The sequence below is a fragment of the Nocardia sp. NPDC019323 genome, assembly GCF_044389845.1.
In the GTDB taxonomy this organism is placed as follows: domain Bacteria; phylum Actinomycetota; class Actinomycetes; order Mycobacteriales; family Mycobacteriaceae; genus Nocardia; species Nocardia implantans.
Genome location: NZ_JBIRYN010000002.1, coordinates 116460 through 128953, shown reverse-complemented (window position 1 = coordinate 128953; position 12494 = coordinate 116460). Strand labels below are relative to the sequence as shown.

Sequence of the window (12494 nt, the reverse complement as noted above, 5' to 3'; positions counted from 1 at the left end):
TCGATCCGGTGGGTGAGCCCGACCATCACTACTGGATGAACCGCGCTATCGAGCTCGCGCGTCTGTGCCCGGTGGCCGAGGGTGCGTTCTCGGTGGGTGCGGTGATCGTCGCCGACGGGGCGGAAATCGCGACCGGCTATTCCCGCGAGTCCGATCCCAAGGAGCACGCCGAGGAGGCCGCGCTTCGCAAGCTCGACCCGGCCGATCCCCGGCTGGCGCGCGCGACGATCTACAGCACGCTGGAACCCTGTTCGGAGCGGGGGACGAAGGACCGGCTGCCGTGCACCGACCGGATACTGCGGTCAGGTATTCCGGTCGTGGTGATCGCGTGGCGCGAGCCGTCGACGTTCGTGGCGAACTGCGTCGGCGTGGAGAAACTTCAGCGGGCGGGTGTCGAGGTGGTCGAACTCGCCGACCTGGCCGAGGCGGCGATGTCGATGAACCGCCACCTCGACCTGTCCTGATCAGTCGTAGTCCCAGTACTGCAGCCAGCGCACGGACGCGAACAGCAGCAGCGTCAGCGCGTAGAGCACGACGATCACCGCCGCCCCGGCGACGCTGATCCGCGGACTCGCGCCGTCGACCGGGTCCAGCCACCTGCGGAACCAGCGAGCGACGGCGGGCGAGAGGAAATAGCTCATCAAACCCACGCTCACGATCTGGCTGAGCCACAGCGCCAGCCACGGCTGCGCGCCGAGCCGGTCGAGCACCGGGCCGAGGAATCGGGACAGCACCATCACCGTCGGATACAGCACCAGCAACACCAGCATGGCGGTCTTCCAGGCGGGGGTCATCCTGGTTTCGCCGTCGACCGTGCGCACGGTGGAGCCGAACGGTGTGGTGTGCGCGTCCACGGTGAAGTCCTCGGTCAGCTTCGCGCGCAATTCCGGTAAGGCGGCGGCGCGTTCGTCCGAGCCCAGCCAGTCGGTCAGCTGCCGTTGGGTGCGGAATCTGAGCACCGAGAACCAGCGCCCGCCGTCCACGGGGAAAAGCGCGGCTCCTTCGAACCCGGGGAATCGCGAACTCGCCGCCACGAGCTGCGCTTCGGTCGCCTGGAATTCGTCCTCCTTGTCGTGCGCGACGCTGTGCCGGAATACGCAGACGCCTGGCGGGGCGGCCTCGCCTGCCACGAAGATCAGATCCGAACTCTTGCAATGGAAGCCGCGAGATTCGCCCTCGGACACGAGGGCCGCCCGTTCGGCCGAGTCCAGGAATTCGTGGAGCGATGACTCGGATCGGAACGTGACGCTGAATCCCGCTTCGAGCATCCGGCTTCCGGTCACCGCGACCGAGGAATGCATGAATCCTTGTATTCGGCAGGCGATTCGGCGCAGTCCATCGAGCCAATCCCGGAATGCCGCTTCGTGTGCCGGTCGATGAAAGACCGTTACGACGGTAGCCGCGGCATTCATCGGGCTATGTGACGTCGAGGCGACGGCCCCGCACATAGACCTCGGTGATCGCGGGTTCGCGAATACCCATCAGCAGCGCGAACAGGGTCTGATCCCGAGCCAGTACCGGGTCGTCGGAACGAATGCCGTATGTCAGCGAGCTTTCCAGCGCCGGGACCCGCGCCGGATCGATCACGATGAAATCGGCTTCCTTACCGACGTCGAAGTTGCCGAAACGATTCTCCATATCCAAGGCGCGCGCACCGGCCAGCGTACCGGTGAACAGCATTTCGGCCGGATGCATCGACACACCTTGCTCGCCCGGTTCGGAGATGTGCACCTTGAACGCGGCCGACAGCACCTGCGGAATCAGCCACTCGTCGCCTCCGCCGTAATCGGTGCCCGCGGCCACCGTGACACCCGAGGTGAGCGTCCGCTTCCACGGCATCGTGCCGGAGCCGAGGAACTGCTGCGAGACCGGACAGTGCGCCACAGACGTGCCGGTTTCGGCCATCCGCCGCAGCTCGACGTCCTGGCAGTGCACGCAGTGCGCGAGGATGCTGCGCCTGCCGAGCAGGCTCTTGCCGCCAACGGCCGATCCCGGCAGGAACTTTCCGTCGTAGGTGTCGAGGTAGGTCGCGACGTCGTACGCCTGCTTGGTGGTGTCGACTTCGCCGGTCCCGGGACGGTTGTTCTCGTTGAGGTGACTGTGGAAATAGACGCCGCGTTCGCGCACCGAATCGTAGAGATCACCCAGGTTCTTCAGCGTCTGGCGAGTGACCGCCAACGAGAATCGCGGCACGATCGCCACGTGCAGTAGCGCCGTGTCCACGTCACCGGTGTCGGCGGCGTGCCATTTGGCGATCTCTTCGCTGGTCAATCGGATGGCATCGGCCTCGGTGGTCATCAGTGCGGCCGCCGCGTCCGCTCCGGTCGTTTGGATGCCACGCCCCGCGACCATGCGTAGACCTCGCCGCCGGGTCTCGCTGAACAATGCGTCCTGCGCGTGCGGGAACGCCGAGCCGAAGACCATCGCCGCCGTGGTGCCCGCGGCGATGCGTCGCGCACAGAATTCGGTGGCCGCCGAGCGCGCGAATTCCGGGTCGCCGTAGCGGGATTCCGCGGGATAGATGCACAATTCAAGCCATTCCAGCAGCTGGCCGCCGCCGTAGGCATCGCCCGCGAAGGTCTGCGGGAAGTGAATATGTGTGTCGACGAACCCGGGAAGCAAGAACCCTGGACGGTGATCGAACACTTTTTCGGAATGGTGTTCGGCCGGGATATCGGAGCGCGGTCCGCAGAATGCGACCCGGCCGCTCTCGTCGATCACCAGAGCCCCGTCCGGCACGTCGGTCAAAGCGTCGGCCGCATCGCCGGAAGCGGGACTTCCGGCGATGTGGAAAATGTGCCCCAAGTGGACTTGGCTCACCGTTCGAGCAAAACACACATCGATCCGGCGCGCGAGCGGATCAGGTGAAATGCGCTCAGACGCCGCGCGAGAACAATGTCACCGGAGGCGGCATACGGTAACCGGCGAGTTTGATGAATCGGGCGCTCACGCCGCGCTGCCGATCCTCCAGTGGACCCGCTCCGACCGTGTTCATCATCCGGTTGATCACGTTGAAGCAGGTGCCCACCCAGACGGCCTCGTCGAACGCCTCCCGGGAGACGCCCGCCAGCCGGGCCACCGCGGCGTCCTCTGCGGTCAACCCGTCGGGGTCACGAGCCATCTTGGCCAGGAAATCGAGCATGACCCGCGCTTCCGGGCGCAGCGGGGAGTCCGTGCCGCCGGCCAGTGCCCGGGTCACCACATCGGCATCGATGTAGGCGCCCGCGATCGCCTCGTGGGAGGTGGCGCAGAACGGGCACTCGTTGGCCTGCGAGGTGTGCGTCGCGAAGATCTCCCGCTCGGCGACGGTCCAGTACGACGGTCCGCGCATGATGTCCTGAATCAGCTCCGACAACGGCGAACCGAAGAACCGGTGCCGGTAGAACAGCACTTTGAGCACGGCGGGGACCTCGACGCCGCTGAACCGCCGCATGGTCCACAACACGAGTTTGGTCGGCCGGTCGTGACCGGATCGCACTGCCTCGAGCCACATCTCAGTTCCCCTCCCAAGCCAGGCGCGCGGCGCGCAGGCGCCGGTCGGCGGCACCGTAGGCGACGACCGCGGTCGCCTCGAAGATCTCGTCGTCACTGTGCCCGGCCGCTTTCAGCGCCGCGATCTGCTGCTCGGTGACCCGGTAGGACCGTTCGGCCACCAGGTCGGCGAAGGCGGCGAGTTCCGCCGGCACGTCCTGGCCGGACTCGGTCGTCCCGGCGGCCCCGGCTTTCAGCGCCCGGCGGACCCGGCTCGGCAACCGCCCCGGCGCGGACTCGAGGTGTTCGCCGAACCGCTGCCACTTCTCACTCATCGAGCCACGCATGGGCCTCATTCTGTCCGACGCCGACCGCCCGCGCTGAGAATCGGCGCAGCGCTACGGGTTGTCGTCCTTCGCCCTGCGCAGCACGACCTTCCGGTCGTCCAGATCGACCGCGGCCAGCGGCGGCGCGCCCTGGCCCTGCTCGTCCCGCAACATCGACACCGATTCACGGTGGTCCAGCTCCATGCGCTTGGTCGCGTAGAACAGCGCCGTGAACTCGTCGGTGAACGTGCCGGAGATCGGGGTGCGGCGGCGCCTGCGGCGTTTGTTCACGGTCATCTCGTAGACGGCCACCAGCACGAGCAGGATCACCCAGCCGGGGATCGACCACTGGAACAGCGCTGCCATGTCACGAAGCTACCAGCAGGCGCTTCCGCCGAACCGGGTGAAAATTGCCCGCTTCGCGACGGGTAACCGAGGCGATCGCGGGTATACGCCCGATACGGAAAGTGCGGGAAGGACGCGATGCCACATGCGCCGTCGGACGATCCGCGCGGGAGCGATGCGCGAGAGAAACATGAGAATCGGAAGTGTAATCGTCTTGATCTGGTTGCTGATCGGCGTGGTAGCCGCAGCACAACGCCATTATTTCGACAGTGGGCCGGTCAACTGCGCCGGTTTCGGCACCATCGCCGTCACGGTGATCGCCGGACCGCTCAACTACATGGGCGTCAATCCGAAGGTCGCGGATTGCAATGTCCCGCAACCGAGCCCGTAATTCGATCGAGTGACCGCGGACGGCCGGGTGGGTATGCCACCCGGCCGTCCGCTTTTCGTCCGCGCGAGACTTGAACTAGATATTTGCCAACTCGCGAAGAGTCGCCTGTACCTCGGATTTGTTGGGTAACTGTCGGTGTGTCCGGGTATCCCCGCTCGACGGGGAGCACGGAAGGGACCGATGAGATGCGTGATTACGGACGCCGGGGGCGTGATTACGAACGTCGTGCGCGTGCCGGGCGCGGCTCAGGCACAGGCTCCCGGGTATTCGGGTTCCTGCTGCTGGCTTGGCTGGCGGTCGGTTTGCTCGCGGCCGGTCAACGGCATTATTTCGACAGCGGCCCCCCGATCAACTGCGCCGGTTGGGGCACGATCGGTCTCACCGCCCTCGCGGGTCCGCTGAACTACGCCGGGGTGAATCCCAAGGTCGGTGGCTGCGAGCTGCCCCAACCGAGCGGGTGAAACGCACCGGGCCCCGTATCCGCAGTACGGATACGGGGCCCGGTGATGCTCTCCGGATCAGCTCACGCCGACCGGCACCTTCGCCGTCTCGGCGGTACGTTGCTGCAACTCACGCAGCTTCGTGCCCTCGACGTCGATGTCGGGCAGGATGCGGTCGAGCCACTTCGGCATCCACCACGACCACTTGCCCATCAGCACCAGCAGCGACGGAATCAGCACCATGCGGACGATGAACGCGTCCAGCAGCACGCCCGCCGCCAGGGCGAAGCCGAACGACTTCGCCGTCACGTCGGTCTCCAGCAGGAACGAACCGAACACCGAGATCATGATGATCGCCGCCGAGGTCACCACACGCGCGCCGTGGTGGTAACCGGCGACCACCGCGTCCTTGGCCGACTTGCCGTGCACGAACTCCTCGCGCATCCGGGTCACCAGGAAGACCTGGTAGTCCATCGCGAGGCCGAACACCAGGCCGATCAGCATGATCGGCATGAAGCTGACCAGCGGATGCGGGTCCTCGATCAGGCCGAGCTTGCCCTCCTGGAAGATCAGCACGGTCGCGCCGAAGGTCGCGGCCATCGACAGCAGGAACCCGAGCGCCGCGGTGAGCGGCACCAGGATCGACCGGAACACCAGGATCAGCAGCACGAACGCCGCGCCCGCCACGATCGCCAGGTAGGGCACGATCTTGCTGAGCAGCACGTGGTCCACGTCGGCGTAGATCGCGGTGGTGCCGGTGATGCCGTACTCGATGCCGTACTCGGCCTTCAGCTGGCCTTCGGCCTCCCTGGCGTCGCGCACGAGGTCCTTGGTGGCCTGGTTGTTGGGCCCGGACTTCGGCACGCCGTTCAGCATCGCGCCCTGCTGGTCCTGGCTGAACTGCGGCTCGGTCACGTAGTCCATGTCGGGGTAGGACGCGAGCTTGTCGCGCAGCGCCTTCACCGCGGCGTCCCGGTTCTCGGCGGGGACGGCGCTCAGGTCGGCGACCACGTTCAGCACGCCGTTGCTGCCTTCGCCGAAGCCTTCGGTCCGCAGCTCGTAGGCCTTCCTGATGGTGGAGGTCTTCGGCATGCTGTCCTCGCCCGGCAGGCCCAGGTTCAGGCCGGCGGCGGGGGCGGCGAGCGCGCCGAGCACCACGACGCTCAGGATCAGCGCGACCCACGGCGCGCGGCCGATCAGGCGGCCGAAACGCATGCCGTTGGTGACCGAGTTCTCGTCCTCGGGATCGTGCTGGGCGACCACCGGCAGCTTCGGCTTGAACAGGAACCGGCCGAACGCGCCGAGCAGCGCAGGCATCAGCGTGATCGCGGTGAGCACGGCGAAACCGGCGGCGATCGCGCCGCCCAGACCCATGAACGTCATGAACTGGACACCGACGATGCTCAGACCAGCGAGCGCGATGATGACGGTCAGGCCGGCGAACACCACGGCGGAACCGGCCGTGCCGAGCGCGGTGCCCGCGGCCTCCTCCGGCGAATCCTGCACCGCCAGTTCGTGCTTGTACCTGGACACGATGAACAGCGCGTAGTCGATGGACAGCGCGATGCCGATCATCGAGGCGAGGAAGGTGGTGAAGCTGGGGATCTCGATCACCGAGGTGCCGAGCATGATCAAAGAGGTGGCCGCGCCGAGACCGATGATCGCGGTGACGATCGGCACGAACGCCGCGACGATGGCGCCGAACGCCACGACCATCACGACCAGCGCGACCGCCATGCCGATCATCTCGGACTTGCCGCTCGGCGCTTCCTGCTTCTGCGCGATCGAGCCGCTCATCTCCACCGTCAGCCCGGCGTTGCGGGCGTCGGCGGCGATGTCGTAGGCCGCTTCCCGGTTGGCGTCGGTGACGTCGGTGACCTTCGCGATCGTGAACGGGACATTGATCACGGCCACGGTCGCGGGCGCGGTCTTGCTGAGCACGTTCAGCGGGGCGCCACTGCACTGCGCGGGATCGGGGTTGCTCAGGCAGCCCATCTTCTCGGCCGCTTCGACCGGGTTGGCGATGGGCTTGCTGTGGTCGACGATGTCGAGCTGGCCGAGCTTGGCGATGAACGCGTCCAGCGCCGCACGGTTCGCCGGATCGGTCAGCGTCTGTCCCTCCGGCGCGGCCGCGACGTAGGTGCCGGTGACCGCGTCCAGCTGGAACGCGGCGGAGGCGCCGGGGAAGTGCTTGTCGAGGATTTCGTTGGCACGCTCCGAGGGCAGGTTGGGCATGCTGAAGTCGTCGCTCATCGGCTTGCTGAGCTGCGCGCCCAGGCCACCGAGGAGCACGAACAAGACGAGCCAGACGGGAAGCACTATCCATTTCCGGCGGAAGGCGAACTTCCCCCATCTGTACAGAAAAACGGACACGAGTGGTTACTCCTAGCGATGACTGGGATCGTGCTGGTTCTGCGTGTAGACAGCACTCGCGGAGGTGCCCTGCCTGCCTCCGCCTCCACTGACGCTTTCTGCCTACCGTGCGGTAGGTAGACTACCCAGCGGATAAGCGGAGGTACAACCTCTATTCTGCGGGCGAGATTCGCTCGATGCGAAGGTGATGAGAGGATCATCGGATGGCTGTGCGTGACACACCCGGCGCTGTCGCCGCAGGTGGAGGCACCAAAAGCGCGATTCGGGACGCCGCGGTGAAACTTTTCGGATCCAAAGGATTCGAGCAGACGAGCCTGCGTGAGGTCGCGGATGCGGTAGGAATCACAAAGGCGTCGCTCTACTATCACTATGCGTCGAAACTCGATCTGCTCCTGGCGATCATTGATCCGATCGTCGATCACATGCGCTCGGTGGTGAACGATCTCGACCAGGTCCCGCACGACAGCGAGAGCATCCGCCGGGTGCTGCGAACATATCTGCGCGGTCTGATCGATCACCGTGACGCCGGGGCGCTGGTCGTGCGCGACACCGTCGCGATCGTGAACGCCATGGCCGACCGCTACCCCGATCTGGTGGAGACCACCCGGGAACTGCGCTTGTGGCTGGCCGGGCCGGACGCCACCGAGGAAGCGCATCTGCGCGCCTGCGCCGCGCTGGAGGTGATCGGTGTTGCGCTGGTGTCCAAGGAACTCGTGCCTGGTGCGGACGACTCGCTGGTGGAATCGTCACTGCTGGACGCCGCGACCTGCGTGCTCGCTGGCGGCGGCGCCGCGTAGATTCGAGCCATCCCCTCGACGCCAGGAGTCGCCGCTGTGCACATCACCGCGAAGATCGATTACGCGGTGCGGACGCTGCTCGAAATCGCCAGTGCGCCGCGGCTGAACCGGTCCGTGGTCGGGCTCGGCGCAGCCGCCGTGCAGGCCGCGCCGATGGTCAAGGCCGAAGCGATCGCCACCGCCCAGCGGATCCCGCCCAAGGTGCTCGAGTCGGTGCTCGGCGAACTGCGCCGCGCCGAACTCGTGATCAGCAGGCGCGGGCCGGACGGCGGCTATTGGCTGGCCAGGCCGGCCGCCGAGATCTCCGTCGCCGACGTGATCCGCGCGATCGAGGGCCCGCTGGCGTCGGTGCGCGGCGCGCGCCCGGAGGACGTTCACTACGCCGGTGCGGCCGAGCCGTTGCAGCGGGTGTGGATCGCGCTGCGGGTCAATATTCGCGCGGTGCTGGAGAACGTCACCATCGCCGACATCGCGAGCGACCGGCTGCCCGGATTCGTCGGGGCGCTCACCGAAGATCCGGGCGCCTGGGCGCGCCGCTAGCCCCGCACACCACCACGGGAGAGCATCCATGCAGGTCAGAAAACATCAGGGCGCATCGCGCCGACAGCCGGTAGCCTGCGACTCATCATGCTGATCCAACTGCTCCGCTCGCATCTGCAGCCTTATCGCGCCCAGTTGGCGGGGGTCGTTGCGCTTCAGCTGATTTCCGTGATCGCGATGCTGTATCTGCCGAGCCTGAACGCGGACCTCATCGACAACGGCGTCACCAAAGGCGACCTCGGCTACATCTGGACCACTGGCCTGTGGATGCTGGCGGTCACGGGTGTGCAGATCGTCGCGTCGGCCACTTCGGTCTATCTCGGCGCGCAGGCGGCCATGGGCGCGGGCCGCGACCTGCGCGGCGCGCTGCTGCACCGCGTCGGCACGTTCTCCGCCCGCGAAGTGGGCATGTTCGGCGCACCCTCGCTGATCACCCGCAACACCAACGACATTCAGCAGGTGCAGCTGCTCATCGTGATGTCGGCGACCATCCTGGTGATGGCGCCGATCATGTGCGTCGGCGGCATCATCATGGCGCTGCGCGAGGATCTCGGCCTGTCCTGGCTGCTGCTGATCGCGGTGCCCGCGCTCGGCCTTTCCATGGCCGTGCTGATCTCCAGGATGGTGCCGGGCTTCCGCGACATGCAGGCCAGGATCGACGAGGTGAATCGCGTTCTGCGCGAACAGATCACCGGTATTCGGGTGGTGCGGGCCTTCGTGCGGGAACGCCAGGAGACCTGGCGGTTCGGCCTGGCCAACACCGAGCTCACCGACACCGCGCTGCGAGTCGGCCGTTTGATGGCGCTGATGTTCCCCACGGTCATGCTGATCAGCAACGTCACCGCGGTCGCGGTGATCTGGTTCGGCGGGCACGCGATCGACGCCGGGCACATGCAGATCGGTTCGCTCACCGCGATGCTGTCCTACATCATGCAGATCCTGATGGCCGTGATGATGGCCTCGTTCCTGGCCATGATGGCCCCGCGCGCCGCGGTCTCCGCCGACCGGATCGGCGAGGTGCTCGACACCGAGTCCTCGGTGCACCCGCCGCGGCTGCCGCAGCCGTTCACCGACGACCCGGCCGTCGTCGACTTCCAGTTCGCCGAGTTCGCCTTCCCCGGCGCGGAGAAGCCGGTGCTGAAGGCCATCCGATTCCAGGTACGTCCCGGCGCCACCACCGCGATCGTCGGCTCCACCGGCGCGGGAAAGACCACGCTGATCAACCTCGTACCCCGGCTGATGGACGTCACCGACGGCGCGGTCTATGTCGGCGGCACCGATGTGCGCCATATCGACCTGGAGATATTGCGCTCACAGATCGGCCTCGTCCCGCAGAAGGCGTACCTGTTCTCCGGCACGATCGCGAGCAACCTGCGCTACGGCAACCCGCAGGCCACCGACGAGGAGCTGTGGCGCGCGCTGGAGATCGCGCAGGCCGCCGATTTCGTCCGCGAGATGCCCGAAGGGCTGCAAACCCCGGTGGCCCAGGGCGGCACCACCGTGTCCGGCGGTCAGCGTCAACGGTTGGCCATCGCCCGCGCGCTGGTGAAGAAGCCGAGGGTGTATCTGTTCGACGACTCGTTCTCCGCGCTGGACGTGGCGACCGACGCCAGGCTGCGGGAGGCGCTGAAGCCGGAGACCGCCGACGCCTCGGTCATCATCGTCGCGCAGCGCATCGCCACCATCCGGGACGCGGACCAGATCGTGGTGCTCGAGGACGGCGCGATAGCCGGCATCGGCACCCACGATCAGCTCCTGCGGGATTGTTCGGAGTACCGGGAGATCGTCGAGTCGCAACTGAGTGCCGAGGAGGCGCGATGAGACCCGGAATGCCGACCCCCGGCGCACCCGGCACCAAGGCGAAGTCGTTCGGGCCCTCGCTGAAACGACTGTTGCGCAGGCTCGCGCCGGAGCGGGTGCAGGTCGCGCTGATCGTCGCGCTCGTCATCGTCTCCGTGGTGCTGAACACCATCGGCCCCTACATCCTCGGCAAGGCGACCAACCTGGTCTTCGACGGCGTGGTGGGCAAACAACTGCCGTCCGGCGTGTCCAAGGACCAGGCGATCGAGGCCCTGCGGGCCAAGGGTGACGACACCTTCGCCGACATGCTCAGCGCCATGAACGTGGTCCCGGGCGTCGGGGTGGACTTCGGCGCGGTCGGGCGGGTCCTCGCCCTGGTGCTGGCGCTGTACATCGGCGCGGCCGTCTTCGGCTGGTTGCAGGGCTACCTGCTCAACATCGTGATCAACCGCACGGTGAAGCGGCTGCGCAGCGATGTCGAGGACAAGATCCATCGGCTTCCGCTGCGGTACTTCGACTCCGCGCCGCGCGGTGACGTGCTCAGCCGCGTGACCAACGATGTCGACAACGTCTCCCAGAGCCTGCAACAGACCATGAGCCAGCTGCTGGTCTCGGTGTTCTCGGTGCTCGGCATCCTGGTCATGATGTTCTGGATCTCCTGGCAGCTCGCGGTGATCGCCCTGCTCACCGTGCCCGCCGCCATCGTGGTCACCGCGCAGATCGCGAAGCGGTCCAAGCCGCACTTCGTCGACCAGTGGAAGTACACCGGCCTGGTCAACGCCCAGGTCGAGGAGGCATACACCGGGCACGAGGTGGTCACCGCGTTCGGCCGCAACCGCGAGGTCGGCAAGGAGTTCGACCAGCGCAACGAGCAGCTCTACCAGGCCAGCTTCAAAGCGCAGTTCATCTCGGGCCTGATCATGCCCGCCATCATGTTCCTGGGGAACGTCAACTTCGTGCTGGTCGCGCTGGTCGGCGGCCTGAAGGTGGCCACGGGCAGTCTCTCGCTCGGCGAGGTGCAGGCGTTCATCCAGTACTCGCGCCAGTTCAGCCAGCCGCTGACCCAGCTCGGCGCGATGGCGAACCTGCTGCAGTCCGGCGTCGCCTCCGCCGAGCGGATCTTCGAGATCCTGGACGCCGAGGAACAGAGCCCCGACCCGGTGATGGCCGACGCGCGCCCGGTCGACCGCGGCCGCGTGGAGTTCGAGGCAGTCTCGTTCCGCTACGAACCCGACAAGCCGGTGATCGAGCGCCTGTCGCTGGTGGCTGAGCCGGGCCACGTGGTCGCGATCGTCGGCCCCACCGGCGCGGGCAAGACCACGCTGGTGAATCTGCTCATGCGGTTCTACGAACTGGACGCGGGCACCATCACCATCGACGGCGTCGACATCACCGAGATCACCCGCGACCACCTGCGCTCGCGCATCGGCATGGTGCTGCAGGACACCTGGCTGTTCAAGGGCACCATCCGGGAGAACATCGCCTACGGCAACCCGAACGCGAGCGAAGAGGAGATCCTCGCCGCGGCCCGCGCCGCCTACGTCGACCGCTTCGTGCACGCGCTGCCCGACGGCTACGACACGGTCATCGATGAGGAGGGCGCCGGCGTCAGCGCGGGCGAGAAGCAGCTGATCACCATCGCGCGCGCGTTCCTCGCCAAGCCGTCCATCCTCATCCTGGACGAGGCGACCAGCTCGGTGGACACCCGCACCGAACTGCTCGTGCAGCACGCCACCGCCGCCCTGCGCCGCGACCGGACCAGTTTCGTCATCGCCCACCGCCTGTCCACCATCCGCGACGCCGACCTGATCGTCGTCATGGAAGCGGGCCGCATCGTGGAACACGGCTCACACGAACGCCTGCTCGATGAGCGCGGGGCCTATTACCGGTTGTACAACGCCCAGTTCGCTGGAGCTGTGTGATTCGGCCGCGCCTGCGGCGCGGCGTGGTCGAAGCTCGCGACCAGGTGCGCGGTGTAGTGGCTCGTTGTCGGCTCGGACCGAACGTGAGC

The 12494-nt window shown here is 66.9% G+C and carries 13 protein-coding genes; 7 read left to right on the top strand and 6 right to left on the bottom strand.

All coding sequences use genetic code 11. The features are described from left to right. Positions 1–8: 8 nt before the first annotated feature. Positions 9–464 carry a deaminase gene (locus tag ACH49X_RS08090; protein ID WP_323124465.1) on the top strand — a complete coding sequence of 152 codons (456 nt, stop codon included), beginning with the start codon at positions 9–11 and terminating at the stop codon, positions 462–464. Here the strand turns inward: ACH49X_RS08090 and ACH49X_RS08085 are convergent, their stop codons facing one another. The 5 genes from ACH49X_RS08085 to ACH49X_RS08065 form a co-directional block, all read right to left on the bottom strand. Further along, positions 465–1301 (bottom strand): antibiotic biosynthesis monooxygenase, encoded by an 837-nt coding sequence (locus tag ACH49X_RS08085; RefSeq protein ID WP_323124466.1) that lies wholly within the window; start codon positions 1299–1301, stop codon positions 465–467. Between the two features lie 115 nt (positions 1302–1416). Continuing rightward, positions 1417–2820: an amidohydrolase family protein gene (locus ACH49X_RS08080; RefSeq protein ID WP_357207038.1), complete on the bottom strand. Its 1404-nt coding sequence runs from the start codon at positions 2818–2820 to the stop codon at positions 1417–1419. A gap of 55 nt (positions 2821–2875) precedes the next feature. Then, a complete protein-coding gene (locus ACH49X_RS08075; protein ID WP_357207036.1) occupies positions 2876–3493 on the bottom strand; it encodes a hypothetical protein in 618 nt (205 codons plus the stop codon). A gap of 1 nt (position 3494) precedes the next feature. Next, on the bottom strand, positions 3495–3818 hold the full coding sequence (locus tag ACH49X_RS08070; RefSeq protein ID WP_357419950.1) for a hypothetical protein: 324 nt from the start codon (positions 3816–3818) through the stop codon (positions 3495–3497). Between the two features lie 51 nt (positions 3819–3869). Further along, positions 3870–4163 (bottom strand): DUF6191 domain-containing protein, encoded by a 294-nt coding sequence (locus ACH49X_RS08065; protein ID WP_195079765.1) that lies wholly within the window; start codon positions 4161–4163, stop codon positions 3870–3872. A 169-nt stretch (positions 4164–4332) separates the two neighbouring features. On the opposite strand from ACH49X_RS08065, the gene ACH49X_RS08060 reads away from it, so the two are divergent. After that, complete coding sequence (locus ACH49X_RS08060; protein ID WP_039794406.1) at positions 4333–4533, top strand: hypothetical protein; 201 nt, start codon at positions 4333–4335, stop codon at positions 4531–4533. Between the two features lie 185 nt (positions 4534–4718). Continuing rightward, positions 4719–4994, top strand: coding sequence for a hypothetical protein (locus tag ACH49X_RS08055; RefSeq protein WP_323124468.1), 276 nt, complete (start codon positions 4719–4721; stop codon positions 4992–4994). Positions 4995–5051: 57 nt separating this feature from the next. Here ACH49X_RS08055 and ACH49X_RS08050 read toward each other — a convergent pair whose 3' ends face one another. Beyond that, complete coding sequence (locus ACH49X_RS08050; RefSeq protein WP_357207034.1) at positions 5052–7346, bottom strand: MMPL family transporter; 2295 nt, start codon at positions 7344–7346, stop codon at positions 5052–5054. A gap of 203 nt (positions 7347–7549) precedes the next feature. On the opposite strand from ACH49X_RS08050, the gene ACH49X_RS08045 reads away from it, so the two are divergent. The 4 genes from ACH49X_RS08045 (at position 7550) to ACH49X_RS08030 (ending at position 12405) form a co-directional block, all read left to right on the top strand. Further along, on the top strand, positions 7550–8143 hold the full coding sequence (locus ACH49X_RS08045; protein WP_357207033.1) for a TetR/AcrR family transcriptional regulator: 594 nt from the start codon (positions 7550–7552) through the stop codon (positions 8141–8143). Positions 8144–8179: 36 nt separating this feature from the next. Continuing rightward, positions 8180–8683, top strand: a complete 504-nt coding sequence (locus ACH49X_RS08040; RefSeq protein WP_195079768.1) for an Rrf2 family transcriptional regulator — start codon at positions 8180–8182, stop codon at positions 8681–8683. A gap of 87 nt (positions 8684–8770) precedes the next feature. Further along, positions 8771–10504 carry an ABC transporter ATP-binding protein gene (locus ACH49X_RS08035; RefSeq protein ID WP_195079769.1) on the top strand — a complete coding sequence of 578 codons (1734 nt, stop codon included), beginning with the start codon at positions 8771–8773 and terminating at the stop codon, positions 10502–10504. Continuing rightward, entirely contained in the window at positions 10501–12405 is a 1905-nt protein-coding gene (locus tag ACH49X_RS08030; RefSeq protein ID WP_357108648.1) for an ABC transporter ATP-binding protein, read from the top strand. Before ACH49X_RS08035 ends, ACH49X_RS08030 begins: the two co-directional genes overlap by 4 nt. Positions 12406–12494 lie beyond the last annotated feature (89 nt).

Bases quoted from the DNA above. Each gene is read 5' to 3' on its own strand.
- ACH49X_RS08065 (WP_195079765.1), bottom strand. From the start codon at position 4,163: ATGGCAGCGCTGTTCCAGTGGTCGATCCCCGGCTGGGTGATCCTGCTC.
- ACH49X_RS08070 (WP_357419950.1), bottom strand. From the start codon at position 3,818: ATGCGTGGCTCGATGAGTGAGAAGTGGCAGCGGTTCGGCGAACACCTC.
- ACH49X_RS08085 (WP_323124466.1), bottom strand. From the start codon at position 1,301: ATGCATTCCTCGGTCGCGGTGACCGGAAGCCGGATGCTCGAAGCGGGA.
- ACH49X_RS08055 (WP_323124468.1), top strand. From the start codon at position 4,719: ATGCGTGATTACGGACGCCGGGGGCGTGATTACGAACGTCGTGCGCGT.
- ACH49X_RS08075 (WP_357207036.1), bottom strand. From the start codon at position 3,493: ATGTGGCTCGAGGCAGTGCGATCCGGTCACGACCGGCCGACCAAACTC.
- ACH49X_RS08045 (WP_357207033.1), top strand. From the start codon at position 7,550: ATGGCTGTGCGTGACACACCCGGCGCTGTCGCCGCAGGTGGAGGCACC.
- ACH49X_RS08060 (WP_039794406.1), top strand. From the start codon at position 4,333: ATGAGAATCGGAAGTGTAATCGTCTTGATCTGGTTGCTGATCGGCGTG.
- ACH49X_RS08035 (WP_195079769.1), top strand. From the start codon at position 8,771: ATGCTGATCCAACTGCTCCGCTCGCATCTGCAGCCTTATCGCGCCCAG.
- ACH49X_RS08030 (WP_357108648.1), top strand. From the start codon at position 10,501: ATGAGACCCGGAATGCCGACCCCCGGCGCACCCGGCACCAAGGCGAAG.